Source organism: Allobosea sp. GW821-FHT03A12, assembly GCF_058986765.1.
Genome location: NZ_JBYSVZ010000005.1, coordinates 262,960 through 278,533, shown reverse-complemented (window position 1 = coordinate 278,533; position 15,574 = coordinate 262,960). Strand labels below are relative to the sequence as shown.

The following is a 15,574-nucleotide window of genomic DNA, read 5'->3' as shown; positions in this document are numbered from 1 at the left end:
CGATTCGAGCAGCGTGCAACCATGACTAGAGTCGGCTCGCTAAGGGAATGTTAAGACCTGAGGCAGGAACCGCATCGGGGGGCTGCGTCCGGCGCAGGCGAGGCAACCGCGCGGGCCAACTTCAGAGCGGCAGGCTCCGCCCGGCCCTCACGCAGTCTCCCCCTGCCATCGTCGCATCTTGCTCACGGCGTCTTGTGTACTAGTATACCGGCAAGGCCGCAGCAAAGCAGGCCAGCACAGGGAGGTAGCATGACCCATCCGACACGGCGCGGCGTGATCGCCGGCGCTTCCAGCCTCGCCGCGCTTTCAGCCGGCGGAGCCCTCGCCCAGACCGCACCGGCGAGCCCGGTGATGCTCAACATCATCGACGTCGCCGGCAATCTGCAGCTGACGCAGGCTTCGATCGAGAAGTTCGCCAAGGACAATCCGAAGCTGATCTCGCGCCTGAATTTCTCGCGGGCGCCCTCGCCGGAGCTGCCGGCCAAGCTCAAGGCCCAGCAGGACGCCAATCGCGTCGACATCGACATGGTGCTGACCGGCCCAGGCGCGATGTCGGACGGCATCCAGCAGGGGCTGTGGGTCGACGTCTGGAAGTCGCACACGGCGAGCCTGCCCAAGGCCGAGGAGATCTATCACGAGCAGGCGCTGATGATGCAGCGCAATTTCGGCCAGAACGAAGGCGTCGCCGTCGTCTACTCGCCGTCGGGGCCGCTGTTCGAATACATGCCCGACAAGCTCAAGACCGTGCCGAAAACGGCCGAGGAGTTTCTCGCCTATGTGAAGCAGAACCCTAACCGCTTCACCTATGCCCGCCCGCTCAATTCCGGCCCCGGCTGGACCTTCCTGCAAGGCATGCCCTACATCCTCGGCGACAGCGATCCGACCGACCCGATGAACGGCTGGGCCAAGACCTGGGCCTATCTCAAGGAGCTCGGCACCGCGATCGACTACTATCCGACCGGCACCGCCGCGACGATGAAGGAGCTCGGCGACGGCACGCGCGACTGCATCGTCTCGACGCTGGGCTGGGACATCAATCCGCGCGCGCTCGGCATCGTGCCGAAGGAGGCGAAGGTCTTCACCATCGCCAACACGCACTGGATCCCCGACACCCAGTTCATGTGCATCCCGAAGGGGGTGGCGGCGGACAAGATTCCGGTGATCCTGGCGCTGATATCGCATCTGCTGAAGCCGGAATCGCAGGCGGCGACCTATGACAAGGGCTATTTCTATCCCGGCCCGGCGATCAAGGGCGTCACGCTCGCAATGGCGCCGCAGGAGAGCCAGGACGTGCTCAAGGAGTTCGGCCGACCCGAATATGACGGGCTGATCTCGAGCTTGCCGACCCGCCCGCCACTGACGCCCGCGCGCCTGGTCGCCGCCTTCCGGCGCTGGGACCAGGAGATCGGCGTCGGCCACGCGCCGAAGTAAGATGCGCTTCGCGGCTATAGGACTCGACCACCGCCATATCTACCATATGGTCGGTGGCCTGCTGGAAGCCGGCGCGGACTGCGCCGGCTTCGATCCTGCGACCAGTGACCCACGCGTCCTCGCCGGCTTCCGCGAGCGCTTCCCGCAATTGCAGGAGGCGCAAGCCGACGCGTTGCTCGACGACCCCACGATCGAACTTGTCGTCTGCGCCGGCATCCCCTCGGAGCGGGCTGCGCTCGCCGTCAAGGCGATGCGCGCCGGCAAGGACGTGATGGTCGACAAGCCCGGCGTCACGACCTTCGAGCAGCTCGCCGAGGTCGAGCGGGTCGTCGCGGAGACGGGCCGCATCTTCTCGGTCTGCTTCTCCGAGCGTTTCATCGTCCCCGCGACCATCGTCGCCGGCAAGCTGATCGCGGACGGGGCGATCGGTCGCGTGGTGCAGACGGTCGGCCTCGGCCCGCACCGACTCAACCGAGCGATCCGGCCGGACTGGTTCTTCGACAAAAGCTGTTTCGGCGGCATCCTCACCGACATCGCCTCGCACCAGATCGACCAGTTCCTGCATTTCACCGGCTCGCCCGACGCCGAGATCGCCGCCTCCGGCACCGGCCATTTCGGCCTGGCCGACCTGCCCGATTTCGAGGATTTCGGCGAGATCCTGCTTCGCAGCGACCGGGCGAACGGCTTCATCCGCGTCGACTGGTTCACCGCCGACGGCCTGCCGACCTGGGGCGACGGGCGGCTCACCATCCTCGGCACCGAAGGCACGATCGAGCTGCGCAAATATGTCGACATCGCCGGCCGACCCGGCACCGACCATGTCTTCCTGGTCGACAGGGCCGGCACCCGCCATATCGACGCGTCGGGCGAGCCCTTGACCTATTTCCGCAACCTGATCGCCGACATCGAAACCCGTAGCGAAACAGCGGCGACGCAGCGGCACATGTTCACGGTCTGCCGGCTTGCCTTGCATGCGCAGGACCGGGCCGTACGCCTGCCCGTCAGAGGAACCGACGCGAAGTGACACGCAAGCTCGGCATCGCCGTCATCGGGCTCGGGCCCGCCGCCCTGCCCCATTCGCGCAGTCTCATCGATCTGGCCGACAGGGTCGACGTCCGCCATGTCGCCAGTCGCTCGCAGGCGCGGCTCGACGCCTATCAGCGGCAGTTCCCCTTCCCCGGCACCACCGACATCAACGCGGTCCTCGCCGATGAAAGCGTCGAGGCGGTGATCGTGCTGACGCCGCCGGCGAGCCATCGCGATGTCGGGGCGCGCTGCCTGGCCGCCGGCAAGCATGTGCTGGTCGAAAAGCCGCTGGAGCTGACGGTGGCGCGCGGCGAGGAGCTGGTAGCGGCGGCGCGCCGAGCCGGCAAGGCCTTCGGCGTCGTGCTGCAGCACCGCTTCCGCCCGGCGAGCCTCAGGCTCAAGGCGGCGCTGGACGGCGGCGAGCTCGGCAGCGTCGAGGCCGGCCTGCTGCAGGTGCCGTGGTGGCGGCCGCAGAGCTACTATGACGAGCCCGGCCGCGGCACGATGGCCCGCGATGGCGGCGGCGTGCTGCTGACGCAGGCGATCCACTCCTTCGACCTGCTCCGCTCGCTGGTCGGGGTGTCCAAGGTCGTCGCGGCGCAGGTGCGCACCACCTCGCTGCACCGAATGGAGACCGAGGACTATGTCGGCGCCCTGCTGGAGGCCGGCAACGGCGCCCCGGTGACGCTGGTGACCACCACCGCGGCCCATCCCGGCCATCCCGAGCGCATCGAGATCATCGGCAGCAAGGGCCATGCGTCATTGGTCGGCGGGCGACTGCAGCTCTCCTTCGTCGATGGCCGCTCGGAGGTGGTCGAGGCCGAGGGCAATACCGGCAGCGGCGCCAACATCATGGACTTCCCGCACGACGCCCATCGCGCCGTAATCGCCGACTTCCTCGATGCGATCGAGGCCGGGCGCGATCCAGTGGTGACGGGCGAGGAAGCCCTGACCTCGCAGCGCTGGATCGACGCAATCCTGGCGGCGGGGCGCGGTTGATCACACCGTCTTTCCGGGACGGCGCGCCAGCGCCGGGCCCGGAACCCATGAACACGACGACTTTCATGGAGGTGCGGCAGTCGTAGCGCGCTTGCGACAAGCCCGGTGTTCATGGGTTCCGGGCTCAGGCCTGCGGCCTGCCCCGGAATGACGGCTGCGTCCTGTCACGCCATCCTGTACGCCATGCGCACGCCGCCCCAATGGCGGCCGGCAACGCGCACCGGCGCATCGACCTCGCGCATCAGCTGGATGCCGGCGCTGCCCATGTCGCGCTGGTAGGACTGGATGATGAAGGGCCGCGCCGAGCGTGCCGCGGTGATGCCCGCGCGATCGTCGAAGATGCGGCGGTCGCGGCTATAGGCTGGGTTCCAATCGGGATCGCCTGGACGCTGCGGCCGCGAGTATTCGGGGTGATGCACCGGGACATAGCCGTTGCGGTCGATCGGCAAGGTGAAGACGAGGCGCGGATCGCTCGCCTTGGCCTGCTCCATCACCGACGGCAGGATCGCCTGCAGTACCGGCAGCGCCCGGTTGGCGAACTGGCGCGGATTTGAATCCGGCACCGGCACATAGTCGGTGTCGAACAGGTCCTCCTCGCTAAGGCGGCCGGTGCGCAGCGCCGCTTCGAGCAGGGCGGCGACGCGATGCGCAAATTCCTGCGCCTGCTCGATCAGTGGGCGATAGCCTTCCTCGATCTGCGCCAGCCGCCGGTGCAGCGCCGCATGTGCTTCCTCCTCGCCGCGCTCGAAGGCGATGTGGAGGCCAAGATCGCTGCGCGCCATCACCCTGCACGGCAACGGCGGCACACCCTCGATCGCGATCGTGCCACGCATCCGCGGCCTCAGCTCGGGATCGGCGACCGACAGAAGCGCGCCGCCGAAGCCGAGATCGATCGTCTGCCCGGCGGCGACGCGCTCGCCGAATGTGAGCCTGGCCGCGCATTCGGCCGGGAAACGATCGTGCTGGCGCCGGTCGGCGAAGACAGTGTGGCGCAGCGTTGGCACGAAGCGCTCCAGCAGCCCCTCCGCCTGGCGCGCGCCTTCGGCCAGTGCCCGCCTGGCATCGATGTTCTCCTGCGCGGCGGCGAGCGCGACGCGGTCGACCTCGCCGACGCGCTCGCGCACCGTCTCAATGAAGCGGGCGGTCGCCTCGGCGCTACGCGACAGCTCGGCCGCGGCGGCCGCCTGCTCCTGCGAGGCCTCGCCGACGGTCGCCATCACCGGGTTGACCTCGCCGACCAAACGGAAGGCGTCGGTGACGACGGCGGCCGAGCCTTGCGCCGTCTGGTTCAGCCGGTCGACCTGGTTGCGGATATGGTCGACCGCATCACGCACGCCCAGGGAAAGCGATTTCACCTCCTGCGCGACGACGCCGAAGCCCTTGCCGGCCTCGCCGGCGCGCGCCGCCTCGATGGTAGCGTTGAGGGCGAGCAGATTGGTCTGGCGGGCGATCTCGGCGATGGCGTCGACGATCGAGCGAATCTCGCTGGTCGCGGCCGCGAGCCCGTTGATCATCTCCGTGGCCTCGGCGGCGCGCTCGGCGGCGTTGTCGAGCATGTCGCGGGCGCCGGACATTGCGGCGCCGACCCGCTCGGCCGCTTCCGAGACCTGCAAGGTCGCCGTCGCCAGCGCCGAGGAGTTGTCGCTCGCCTGCAGGGCCGCCTCGCGGAGTTCAGCCATGCCGCCGCGGATCTCGCGGGAGCGGATTTCCGAACGCTCGGAGCAGTGCTCGGCCTGGTCGAGTCCGTCATTGAGGCGGCGCATCGCCGCGACGACGTCGCTCTCCAGCTCGTTGATCGCCTCGCTGATCGAAGTCTCGGTGAGCGGCTGCGGCGGCGCAGGCGTCTGCGGCACGGCTTGCGGCGCAGCCGGCGCGGCAGCGGGGCCGGCGCGGCCCAACAGGCGCCAGACGGAGCGAGCAAGCATAGGCATTCCCGGGCGAGACAGGATGCCAGAGCATGCGCCGACAGGGTTAACAAAACCCTGCTATCGCCCGCGCAAGGCAGGATTTCCCAGCTGCCACCCCTGCCCGCCACGCAGATGCGCCCGCCTACCGGGCGGGATGGACCGCCACTGCCCGCCCGCCTAGATTGCAGGCAGATTTGGCCAGCAAAGACGGCCTGTTCCTCCTAGGGATGTTCGATGAGTTCATCGCATTACGACGTGATCGTCGCCGGCGTCGGAGCGATGGGTTCGGCCGCCTGCTGGCACCTGGCCAAGCGCGGGCTCAGGGTACTCGGACTCGAGCGCTTCGATCTCGGCCATGCCATGGGCTCCTCGCACGGGCTGACGCGGATCATCCGCCTCGCCTATTTCGAGGGCTCGCACTATGTGCCGATCGTCAAGCGCGCCCATCAGCTCTGGCAGGAGACCGGCGATGCGGCCGGGCTGAAGCTGCTGCACGTCACCGGCTCGCTCGACCTTGCGCCGGAAGGGCTCGGCCCGGTCGAATCCTCGCTGCAATCCTGCCTCGACCACGATCTTGAGCACGAGGTGCTCGGCCGCGACGAGGTCATGCGTCGTTTCCCCGCCTTCCATCTGCCGGAGGGCCATCTCGGCCTGTGGCAGCCGGGCGGCGGCTTCGTCGCCTCAGAGAAGGCGATCTACGCCCATGTCGGGCTGGCGCAATCCAAAGGCGCCGAGATCCGCACCGGCGAGCCGATGCTCGACTGGCAGCCGACCGCCGATGGCGGCGTCACCGTCCGGACCGAACGAACCACCTACTCGGCCGGGCGGCTGGTGATCGCCTCCGGCGGCTGGATCGCGGACGCGGTACCGCAACTGGCGCGCTCGATGACGACGGTGCGCCAGGCGATCGGCTGGTTCACCACGCGCCGGCCGGAGCTGTTCCGCGAGGACGCCTTCCCCGTCTTCCTGCTCAGCGCCGAGGAAGGCACCTTCTACGGCTTCCCGCTCTACGAGCATCCCGGCTTCAAGCTCGGCGGACCGCATTTCGCGCGCGAGCCGATGGACCCGCGCCAGCCCGATCGCACGCCGAGCGCGAACCAGGTCAGGCTGATCCGCGAATGCCTGGCGCGCTACCTGCCCGATGCCAATGGCGACCCGCTGACGGTGAAAGGCTGCGTCTACACGGTCTCGCCCGACGAGGATTTCGTCATCGACGCCGTGCCCGGCGTGCCGCAGGCGGTGTTCGCCTCGGCCTGCTCCGGCCATGGCTTCAAATTCGCCAGCGCGATCGGCGAGATCCTCGCCGACCTTGCCACCAGCGGCCGCTCGGCCTTCGACCTCTCGCCCTTCTCCCTCTCCCGCTTCGACGCCTGAACCGTCGATCCGGCACGGCGCCTTGCCGCTCGGCCTGCAAAAAGGCCGAGCGGACAGCCCGCAAATCCTGACAGGAACCACCTTGGCCACCGCCGCCCAGAACCGTCGCGGAATCATCGCCATGCTGGCGGCGATGACGCTCTTCTGCTGCAACGACGCTTTGGTGAAGCTCGCCCGCGAAGCCTTCCCGGCCGGGCAGGCGCTGGCACTGCGCACCGCATTCGCCATCCTCGCCGGCGTCGCGCTGGTGGTGTTCATGGGCGACTGGCGCAAGCTGCCTCTCGGACTGAGGCCGCTGGTGCTCGCACGCGCCAGCGTCGAAGCGCTGGCTGCACTCACCTTCAACTGGGCGCTGGGGCTGCTGCCGCTCGCCAACATCACCGCGATCGTGATGGCCTCGCCTTTGCTCATCGTCCTCTTCGCCGCAGTGCTGCGGATCGAAACCGTCGGCTGGCGCCGGATGCTGGCACTGGTGGTCGGCTTCGTCGGCGTACTGATCGTGATGCGCCCGAGCGCCGACGGCTTCAGTGCGGCCGCCCTGGTCGCGCTCGCCGGCACGGGCCTCGTCGCCATCCGCGACCTCACGACCCGCTTCATCAGCAGCGAGATCCCCTCGACGGTAATCTCCCTGGCCGCGATGATCGTCGTCGGGATGCTGGGCCTCGGCATGGGCCTGGTCGAGCCTTGGCAATCGCCCTGGCGGATCCAGACGGTCTATCTCGGCCTCGCCGCGCTGCTGGTGACGGCGGCCAGCTTCTGCATCATCAGCGCCTTCCGCAACACCGATGTCGGCGTCGTCGCGGGCTATCGCTACTCGGTCGTTCTCGTCGCCGTGCTGATCGGCTGGCTGGTCTGGGGCGATACGCCGGACGGCATCGCCTATGCCGGGATCGCGCTGATCGTCGGCAGCGGCCTCTACACCCTGCACCGCCAGCGCGCCCGCCCCGATTCGCAGCTGAAGCCCGAGGGCGACAAACCGCTATGACAGCGAAGCCCACCCTCACCGTCCTCGTCGCGATCTCGACGCTGCAGCCGATCGCCCTCAACATGCTGGCGCCGGCGACCCCGGCGCTCGCCCGCAACTTCGCCACCAGCTATGCGACGATCCAGCTGACGCTGACCCTCTTCCTGGTCGCCGTCGCGCTGACGCAGCTCATCGTCGGTCCGCTCTCCGACCGCTACGGGCGCCGCCCCTGCGTGCTCGCCGGCACGGCCGTGTTCGCGGCAGGCTCCGTGCTCGGCGCCCTGGCGGACAGCGCCGGGACCCTGCTGTTCGCGCGCGTGCTCGAAGGCGCCGGCTCCGGCACGACCTTCGCCCTGGCGCGCGCCATCATCCGCGACACGGCAGGCCGCGACCAGGCGGCGCGGCAGATCGCGACCGTGACCATGGTCATGGTGGTCGCGCCGATGATCACGCCCTATCTCGGCGGCCATATCGAGACCAATCTCGGCTGGCGCATGATCTTCTGGTCGATGGCCGCCACCGCGGCGATCGTGCTGGTGCTGGTCGGCCTGCGCCTGCCCGAGACGGCGCCCAATGTCGGGGTGCGGACCTCGCTCACCGGCATCTTCCGGGCCTTTCCAGAGCTGGCGCGCGACCGCAGCTTCATCAGGAACGTGGTCGCGCTGGCGATGACCTCGGCCGCCTTCTTCGCTTTCATCGCGGCGGCGCCCTTCATCGTGGTCGAGACGATGGGGCGCGGCTCCGACACTTACGGCGCCTATTTCATCCTCAACGCCTTCGGCTACATGGTGGGCAACTTCACCATGTCCCGATTGGTGCTCCGGCACGGCACTGCAAAGATGGCCTGGATCGGCCTGATCATCTCGTTCGTGGCGATCACGGCCGCCTTCGCGATCGCGCTCTCGCCATGGTGGACGCCGCTGACCCTGTTCCTGCCGCTCGCCATCAGCGCGATCGGCAACGGCCTGACCCTGCCGGGAGCGACCGCCGCCGCGCTTTCGGCCCGGCCAGAGCTCGCAGGCTCGGCGGCAGGGCTCGCCGGCGCGCTCCAGCTCGGCTCCGGCGCGCTCGCGACCGTCGTCATCAGCTCGCTGGTGGCGCATTGGCCGCCGGCTCTGATGGCGATGATGTGGCTGATGCTCATCGTCGCGATCATCGCATTGCGCAGCGAGCCGCGTAGGCGAAAGGACTGATCCACAGCGCCTTGCGCGGCGCAATGTTGTACGGCATGTAGCAATCGTATAACCGCCCTTCGCAAACCGCATGATGCGGCCGAAAATCCACGAGGTCAGGGAGGACTGAGGTGGACGCACCCCTCGCTTTGAGCCGCGCGATCGACACGCTCAATCTCAAGATCGGCCGATCCGTGGCCTGGCTGATCCTCGTCGCCGTCATCGTCTCCGCCGTCAACGCGATCATCCGCAAGGTCTTCAACGTCTCGTCGAACGCCTGGCTCGAATTGCAATGGGTGCTGTTCGGCGCGGTGTTCCTGCTCTGCGCCTCCTGGACACTGCAGGTGAAGGAGCACATCCGCATCGACATCGTGAACAACCTGCTGCCGAAGCGCGTGCAGCAATGGATCGACCTGATCGGCCATCTCCTGTTCCTGCTGCCGTTCTGCGCGCTGATGGTCTACCACTCCGGTCCGTTCTTCATGCGCTCCTACCAGGTCAACGAGCAGTCGCTCTCGGCTGGCGGCCTGCCGCAATGGCCGGCCAAGGGCCTGGTGATCATCGGCTTCTTCCTGCTGCTGCTGCAGGGCATCTCGGAAGTGATCAAGCAGATCGCGATCATGACCGGCAAGCTCGACGACGACGCCCATGGCGGCGGCCATGCCGCCGCCGCGGAAGCCGAGGCCCAACGCCTGATCGACCAGGCCAAGGCCGAAGGCCTCGCCCCGTGAGCCCAGACGCAGCTTCCCGGACCCGCTCCATGACCTTCCTTCGCTCTGCCGCGCTGCTGCTCGCGCTCACCGCAGCCGCCTTCCTCAGCCTGCACACCGGCGACGCCCACGCCGCCGGGATCGGCGATTTCCTGCGCGTCAACATGGCGCCGGTGATGTTCGTCGCGCTCGTGCTCTTCCTGCTGCTCGGCTACCCCGTCGCCTTCGCGCTCGCCGCCAACGGGCTGTTCTTCGCGCTGGTCGGCATCGAGCTCGGCCTGTTCCAGGAGAACTTCCTGCAGGCGCTGCCGGAACGCATCTACGGCACGATGAACAACGACGTGCTGCTGGCGATCCCGTTCTTCACCTTCATGGGCCTGGTGCTTGAGCGCTCGGGAATGGCCGAGGACTTGCTCGACACGATCGGCCAGCTCTTCGGGCCGGTCCGCGGCGGCCTCGCCTATGCCGTGATCTTCGTCGGCGCGCTGCTTGCCGCCACCACCGGCGTCGTCGCGGCTTCCGTCATCTCGATGGGCCTGATCTCGCTGCCGATCATGCTGCGCTATGGCTATGACCGGCGCCTCGCCTCGGGCGTGATCGCGGCGTCCGGCACGCTGGCGCAGATCATCCCGCCCTCGCTCGTCCTGATCGTGCTCGCCGACCAGCTCGGCCGTTCGGTCGGCGACATGTACGAGGGCGCCTTCATCCCCGGCCTCGTGCTGTCCGGCCTCTATGCCGGCTATGTCTTCCTGGTCACGATGGTGAAGCCGGAGCGCGCGCCCGGCCTGCCGCCGGAGGCGCAGACGCTGCGCGATGCCGACGGCAAGACAAGGCGCTTCTCGCTGCTGGTGGTGACGATCATCGCCTTCGCCATTGCCATTGGCTACATGAAGTCCTTCACCAAGGTTGGCGGCGGCGCGGACTTCGTCATCCTGACGATGTCGATCGCGGTCGCGGTCTCCTTCGTGATCGCGCTGATCAACAAGTTCCTGAAGCTCAACCTGCTCTCGCGCATGACCGAGCAGGTGATCTTCGTGATGGTGCCGCCGCTGGCGCTGATCTTCCTGGTGCTCGGCACGATCTTCATCGGCGTCGCCACGCCGACCGAAGGCGGGGCCATGGGCGCGGCCGGCGCGATCCTGCTTGCCATCGGCAAGAAGCGCATGACCTTCGACCTGCTGCGGCAGGCGACCGAATCGACCGCCAAGCTCTCGGCCTTCGTGCTGTTCATCCTGGTCGGCGCGCGCGTGTTCTCGCTGACCTTCTACGGCGTCAACGGCCATGTCTGGGTCGAGCACCTGCTCGTCGGGCTGCCCGGCGGAGCGACGGGCTTCCTGATCGTCGTCAACGTGATGGTCTTCCTGCTTGCCTTCTTCCTCGACTTCTTCGAGCTCGCCTTCATCATCGTGCCGCTGCTCGGCCCGGCGGCCGACAAGCTCGGCATCGACCTGATCTGGTTCGGCGTCATCCTCGGCGTGAACATGCAGACCTCGTTCATGCACCCGCCCTTCGGCTTCGCCCTGTTCTTCCTGCGCTCGGTCGCGCCGAAGAAGGCCTACAAGGACAAGATCACCGGCAAGATGATGGAGCCGGTGACGACCGGGCAGATCTACTGGGGTGCCGTGCCGTTCGTGGTAATCCAGTGCATCATGGTCGCGCTCGTCGTGCTCTTCCCGCAGATGGTGATGCACTACAAGAACTCGGGCGTGCAGCTCGACCAGCAGCAGATCAACAAGCAGCTCGACAGCATCAGCATACCTGGGCTCGGCGGCTCCGGCGGATTGCCCGGGCTCGACCTCAACGCCCCGCCGACGCTGAACCTCAAGTGAGGCGCCATAGCATCGGACCGAAAAGTGGAATCCACTTTTTGGAAGAATCCGATGCGATAACAAAGCGATAGATCATCGTGATCGCGTCCGATCGGACGCGCGATGATCTAAAGCCAGAACAAAAGCCCCGGATCGGCGATCCGGGGCTTTTGTTCTTCAAGCGCGTCATGCTCGGGCTTGACCCGAGCATCTCCGGCCGGACGGGGCTCCGATCAGCGCCTTCTCGTCATGGGATTCTCGGGTCTGCGCTTCGCTTTGCCCGAGAATGACGCCAGGTTCACCAGCGCTGCCAGCCATTATTCAGGTTGTTGTCGACCCGGCCGCGGCCACTGACGACGGCGCGGACCTCGCCGACGGAGGTCTGGCTGCGCGCCTCGCCATAGACCATCGCATCCGCAGCGGAGCCATAGCCGCGATTGCTGGAGCTCTTGCCGAATTCGACGCGGACCCCGCCGCCGACGCGGACGCAGGCCGAGGAGCCCTCGACACGCACGAAACCCGGCCCGTATTCCGGACAGGGACGCGCGGCCTGACTTGGCGCCGGGCGAGCGGCGGCCGGCTTGGTCTGGACCGGCCCACGACCGGGAAGCGGCTCGCCGATCGACTGAGCGGCGGCGAGCGCGGGCAGGCCGAGGGTCGCGAGGATGATGGCGATTGGCAGCTTCATGAGTGCCCCGATTTGCGATGATGGACAGGATAGCGCTTCGAACGAGGCCGGGCTAGGGCAAGCCGTCAACCGGCCCTGACGCTCTCCGCCAGGATCGGCGCGGTCTCGATCTCACCGACGCCGGGCACGGCGCTCAGCTTGTCGACCAATCGCGACAGGGCAGATGCATCTGAAGTCTCGACGATCAGCATCGCATCGACGGGGCCGGCGAGCGAATAGCAGGCGACGATCTCCGGCCAATGCCTGAAGCGATCGAGCACGGTGGCGCAGGGGCGCGTGCGGATGCGCAGGGAGAGTATGGCGCGGGTCACCGGCGCCTTCGGCCTGTCGGCAAGCCGCACCGTATAGCCGAGAATGACGCCGTCGCGCTCGAGCTTCGCCATGCGCTCCTGGATCGCGGTGCGCGAGAGCCCGGCATCGCGCGCCAGCGCGGTGAAGGAGGCGCGCGCATCGGCCTGGAGCAGCGCGAGCAGTTTCTGGTCGATGGCATCGAGCTCACCGTCGTTTCGCAAGCGAGATCCCTCCAGAAACCGCCGATCGCAGGCATCACCGGCGTCTTGCCTATGGCATGGGCGCCGCCGCCGGTGAAGATTTTGGGCCTCTTCCACCATGGAGAACGGGAATGAGGACGATCAAGCCGCAGGACTTCACCGGCAGCCGCGCCTGGGAAGCGCTCAACATCGAGCGCATCGACGACGCCACGATCCGGCTGCACTGGACCGACCAGCCCTACAAATGGCACGTCAACGATGGTCCGGAGGTCTTCGTCGTCCTCGACGGCGAGGTCGACATGCACACCCGCACCGAGGGCGTCGAGAGCGTGCAGCGGCTGCTGCGCGGCGACATCTTCCACGCGCAGGACGGGGACGCCCATGTCGCCCACCCAGTCGGCCCGGCGCGCGTGCTGGTGATCGAGCGCGCCGGCAGCGTCTGAGGCAAAAAAACCCCGGCCTCACGGCCGGGGGCCCCTTCGAAAGATGGCCGGCGAACCGGCAGATCGCTCTCTTCTCAGAGCAGGTTGCCCGCGCGGGCGCGGATCAGGAAGTTGTCGTAGGTGTATTCGGCGATCTGGAACCAGAGATATTCGTCGCCCCGGAAGGCCGACATCGCCTCGTAGATCTTCTTGAAGTCCGGGTTCTTGGCATTGGTCTCGGCATAGACCTCCTTGGACGCCTTGAGGCAGGCTTCCATGATCTCCTGCGAGAACGGCCGCAGCTGCGCGCCGCCGCCGACGAGGCGCTTCAGCGCCGCCGGGTTGCGGGCGTCGTACTTGGCCTGCATGTCGATATTGGCGAGACCGGCCGCCGTCGTCAGGATCGACTTGTAGATCTTCGGCAGGCCGTCCCACTTCGCCGTGTTGATGAAGAAGTGCAGCGAGGCGCCGCCTTCCCACCAGCCGGGATAGTAGTAATAGGGCGCGACCTTGTTGAAGCCGAGCTTCTCGTCATCGGCCGGCCCGACCCATTCGGCCGCGTCGATCGTGCCCTTCTCCAGCGCCGGATAGATGTCGCCGCCGCCGATCTGCTGCGGCACGACGCCGAGCTTGCTGACGACCTGGCCGGCGAAGCCGCCGATGCGCATCTTCAGGCCCTGGAGATCGGCGACCGTCTTGATCTCCTTGCGGAACCAGCCGCCCATCTGGCAGCCGGTATTGCCGCCCGGCACCGCGTAGATGTTGTGCTTCTTGTAGAACTCGTTGAGCAGGTCCATGCCGCCGCCATGGTAGAACCAGGCGTTCTGCTGGCGGGCATTGAGGCCGAAGGGCACGGCCGTGCCGAAGGCGAAGGTCGGATCCTTGCCGACATAATAATAGGAGGCGGTGTGGCACATCTCGACCGTGCCGTTGGTCACCGCATCGGCCGCCTGCAGGGCGGGCACGATCTCGCCGGCCGCGAAGACCTGGATCTGGAACTTGCCGTCGGTCGCTTCCGAGACGGCCTTCGACAGCACTTCCGAGGCGCCGTAGATCGTATCCAGCGATTTCGGGAAGGATGAGGTGACGCGCCATTTCACCTCGGGCATGGATTGCGCAATCGCCGGAGCGGCAATGACGCTGGCGGCGCCGCCGGCACCGGCGACCTTCAGAAACTGACGACGCTTCATCGTGAAGAGCTCCTCCCAGAGCATGCGAGGCGCGCCGGTATTTTCCGGTTCGCGCACAAGGGCGTCAGAAGATGCGATCTACGGGACAAGCGCAAGCATGGCACATGGCCCCCATGCGATTTTCGCATAGGCATTTGGTCTAATCCGCCTTGGCATCCGCGCACCGCCCTGGCGCGCTTCGGCCAAACGAAAAGCCCGGCCGCAAGGGCCGGGCTCCAGACAAAGCCGGCGAACCGGCGATGACTTGCGCGATGACTTACTTGGCGCGGTTGCGCACCTGGAAGATGTCGAAGGTCAGCTCCGCCACCTGCCACCAGAGATACTGGTCGCCGCGGAAGGCGGCCATGGCATCGATCGCCTTCTTGAAGTCCGGGTTCTTGGCCGAAATCTCGGCATAGACCTCGTTGGCGGCCTTGAGCGAGGCTTCCATCATGTCCTGCGGGAACGGACGCAGCTGCGCGCCGGCCGCGACCAGACGCTTCAGCGCCGCCGGGTTCTGCACGTCGTACTTCGCCGTCATCGTGTTGGTGGCGACGGCCGAAGCCGCGCGCAGCGCCGCCTGATAGGACTTCGGCAGGCTCTCCCACTTCTCGATGTTGATGAAGGCGTGGACCGCCGGGCCGCCTTCCCAGAAGCCGGGATAGTAGTAATAGGGCGCGACCTTGGCGAAGCCGAGCTTCTCGTCGTCATAGGGGCCGACCCACTCGGCTCCGTCGATCGTGCCCTTCTCGAGCGCCGGGTAGATGTCGCCGCCGGCGAGCTGCTGCGGCACGACGCCGAGTTTCTGCAGCACCGAGCCGGCGATGCCGGCGATGCGCATCTTCAGGCCCTGCAGGTCGGCGACGGTCTTGATCTCCTTGCGGAACCAGCCGCCCATCTGGGCACCGGTGTTGCCGCAATGGATGCCGACGACGTTGAACTTCTTGAAGAAGTCGTTGAACAGCTGCTCGCCGCCGCCCTGGGCCAGCCAGGCCTGCTGCATGCGGGTGTTCAGGCCGAACGGCACCGAGGACGGAATGGCGAAGGTCGGATCCTTGCCGACATAGTAATAGGCGACGGTGTGGGCGATCTCGACGGTGTTGTTCGAGACCGCGTCAAGCGCCTGCAGGCCGGGGACGATTTCGCCGGCGGCGAAGACCTGAATCTGGAACTTGCCGTCGGTCAGCTCGGAGACCACCTTGGCCAGAGTCTCGCCGCCGCCATAGATCGTGTCGAGCGATTTCGGGAAGCTCGAGGTCAGGCGCCATTTGATCTCGGGGCTGGACTGCGCGATCGCCGGCATGGCGATGGCGGAGGCGGCCGCGCCGGCACCGGCGACCTGCATGAACTGACGACGCTTCATATGGGACATCTCCTCGTTTCGACGTTCTTCGCCGCGCCCGTGCAGCAATA

Annotated in this window: 14 protein-coding genes; 9 read left to right on the top strand and 5 right to left on the bottom strand. The window is 67.2% G+C overall.

Annotated features, from left to right (window positions below):
- The first annotated feature begins 249 nt into the window (after positions 1 to 249).
- Genes AC3WLC_RS19955 through AC3WLC_RS19945 form a run of 3 tightly spaced genes read left to right on the top strand, consistent with a single transcriptional unit; the run spans position 250 to position 3,456 of the window.
- A complete protein-coding gene (locus AC3WLC_RS19955) occupies positions 250 to 1,431 on the top strand; it encodes an ABC transporter substrate-binding protein (protein ID WP_493685652.1) in 1,182 nt (393 codons plus the stop codon).
- A 1-nt stretch (position 1,432) separates the two neighbouring features.
- Positions 1,433 to 2,455: a Gfo/Idh/MocA family protein gene (locus AC3WLC_RS19950; RefSeq protein ID WP_493685651.1), complete on the top strand. Its 1,023-nt coding sequence runs from the start codon at positions 1,433 to 1,435 to the stop codon at positions 2,453 to 2,455.
- The gene (locus AC3WLC_RS19945) at positions 2,452 to 3,456 is read left to right on the top strand and encodes a Gfo/Idh/MocA family protein (RefSeq protein ID WP_493685650.1); all 1,005 of its coding nucleotides are present in this window, start codon (positions 2,452 to 2,454) and stop codon (positions 3,454 to 3,456) included. Before AC3WLC_RS19950 ends, AC3WLC_RS19945 begins: the two co-directional genes overlap by 4 nt.
- A 164-nt stretch (positions 3,457 to 3,620) precedes the next feature.
- On the opposite strand, the gene AC3WLC_RS19940 is transcribed toward AC3WLC_RS19945, so the two are convergent.
- The gene (locus AC3WLC_RS19940) at positions 3,621 to 5,381 is read right to left on the bottom strand and encodes a methyl-accepting chemotaxis protein (RefSeq protein WP_493685649.1); all 1,761 of its coding nucleotides are present in this window, start codon (positions 5,379 to 5,381) and stop codon (positions 3,621 to 3,623) included.
- A 216-nt stretch (positions 5,382 to 5,597) separates the two neighbouring features.
- Here AC3WLC_RS19940 and solA point away from each other — a divergent pair, with 216 nt between their 5' ends.
- From solA to AC3WLC_RS19915, 5 genes are all read left to right on the top strand, one after another.
- The gene (solA, locus tag AC3WLC_RS19935) at positions 5,598 to 6,737 is read left to right on the top strand and encodes an N-methyl-L-tryptophan oxidase (RefSeq protein WP_493685648.1); all 1,140 of its coding nucleotides are present in this window, start codon (positions 5,598 to 5,600) and stop codon (positions 6,735 to 6,737) included.
- Between the two features lie 82 nt (positions 6,738 to 6,819).
- A complete protein-coding gene (locus AC3WLC_RS19930; RefSeq protein ID WP_493685647.1) occupies positions 6,820 to 7,722 on the top strand; it encodes a DMT family transporter in 903 nt (300 codons plus the stop codon).
- Complete coding sequence (locus AC3WLC_RS19925; protein WP_493685646.1) at positions 7,719 to 8,894, top strand: multidrug effflux MFS transporter; 1,176 nt, start codon at positions 7,719 to 7,721, stop codon at positions 8,892 to 8,894. Before AC3WLC_RS19930 ends, AC3WLC_RS19925 begins: the two co-directional genes overlap by 4 nt.
- A 110-nt stretch (positions 8,895 to 9,004) precedes the next feature.
- A complete protein-coding gene (locus tag AC3WLC_RS19920) occupies positions 9,005 to 9,604 on the top strand; it encodes a TRAP transporter small permease subunit (protein WP_493685645.1) in 600 nt (199 codons plus the stop codon).
- 143 nt (positions 9,605 to 9,747) lie between these two features.
- Positions 9,748 to 11,412 carry a TRAP transporter large permease gene (locus AC3WLC_RS19915; protein WP_493686095.1) on the top strand — a complete coding sequence of 555 codons (1,665 nt, stop codon included), beginning with the start codon at positions 9,748 to 9,750 and terminating at the stop codon, positions 11,410 to 11,412.
- A 277-nt stretch (positions 11,413 to 11,689) separates the two neighbouring features.
- On the opposite strand, the gene AC3WLC_RS19910 is transcribed toward AC3WLC_RS19915, so the two are convergent.
- Positions 11,690 to 12,079: a porin gene (locus tag AC3WLC_RS19910; RefSeq protein WP_493685644.1), complete on the bottom strand. Its 390-nt coding sequence runs from the start codon at positions 12,077 to 12,079 to the stop codon at positions 11,690 to 11,692.
- 65 nt (positions 12,080 to 12,144) lie between these two features.
- A complete protein-coding gene (locus AC3WLC_RS19905; protein ID WP_493685643.1) occupies positions 12,145 to 12,591 on the bottom strand; it encodes an Lrp/AsnC family transcriptional regulator in 447 nt (148 codons plus the stop codon).
- A 110-nt stretch (positions 12,592 to 12,701) separates the two neighbouring features.
- Here AC3WLC_RS19905 and AC3WLC_RS19900 point away from each other — a divergent pair, with 110 nt between their 5' ends.
- Entirely contained in the window at positions 12,702 to 13,013 is a 312-nt protein-coding gene (locus AC3WLC_RS19900) for a cupin domain-containing protein (protein WP_493685642.1), read from the top strand.
- A 74-nt stretch (positions 13,014 to 13,087) separates the two neighbouring features.
- Here the strand turns inward: AC3WLC_RS19900 and AC3WLC_RS19895 are convergent, their stop codons facing one another.
- Positions 13,088 to 14,182, bottom strand: a complete 1,095-nt coding sequence (locus AC3WLC_RS19895; RefSeq protein WP_346363402.1) for a TRAP transporter substrate-binding protein — start codon at positions 14,180 to 14,182, stop codon at positions 13,088 to 13,090.
- Positions 14,183 to 14,438: 256 nt separating this feature from the next.
- Positions 14,439 to 15,524, bottom strand: coding sequence for a TRAP transporter substrate-binding protein (locus AC3WLC_RS19890; protein WP_493685641.1), 1,086 nt, complete (start codon positions 15,522 to 15,524; stop codon positions 14,439 to 14,441).
- Positions 15,525 to 15,574: the final 50 nt, after the last annotated feature.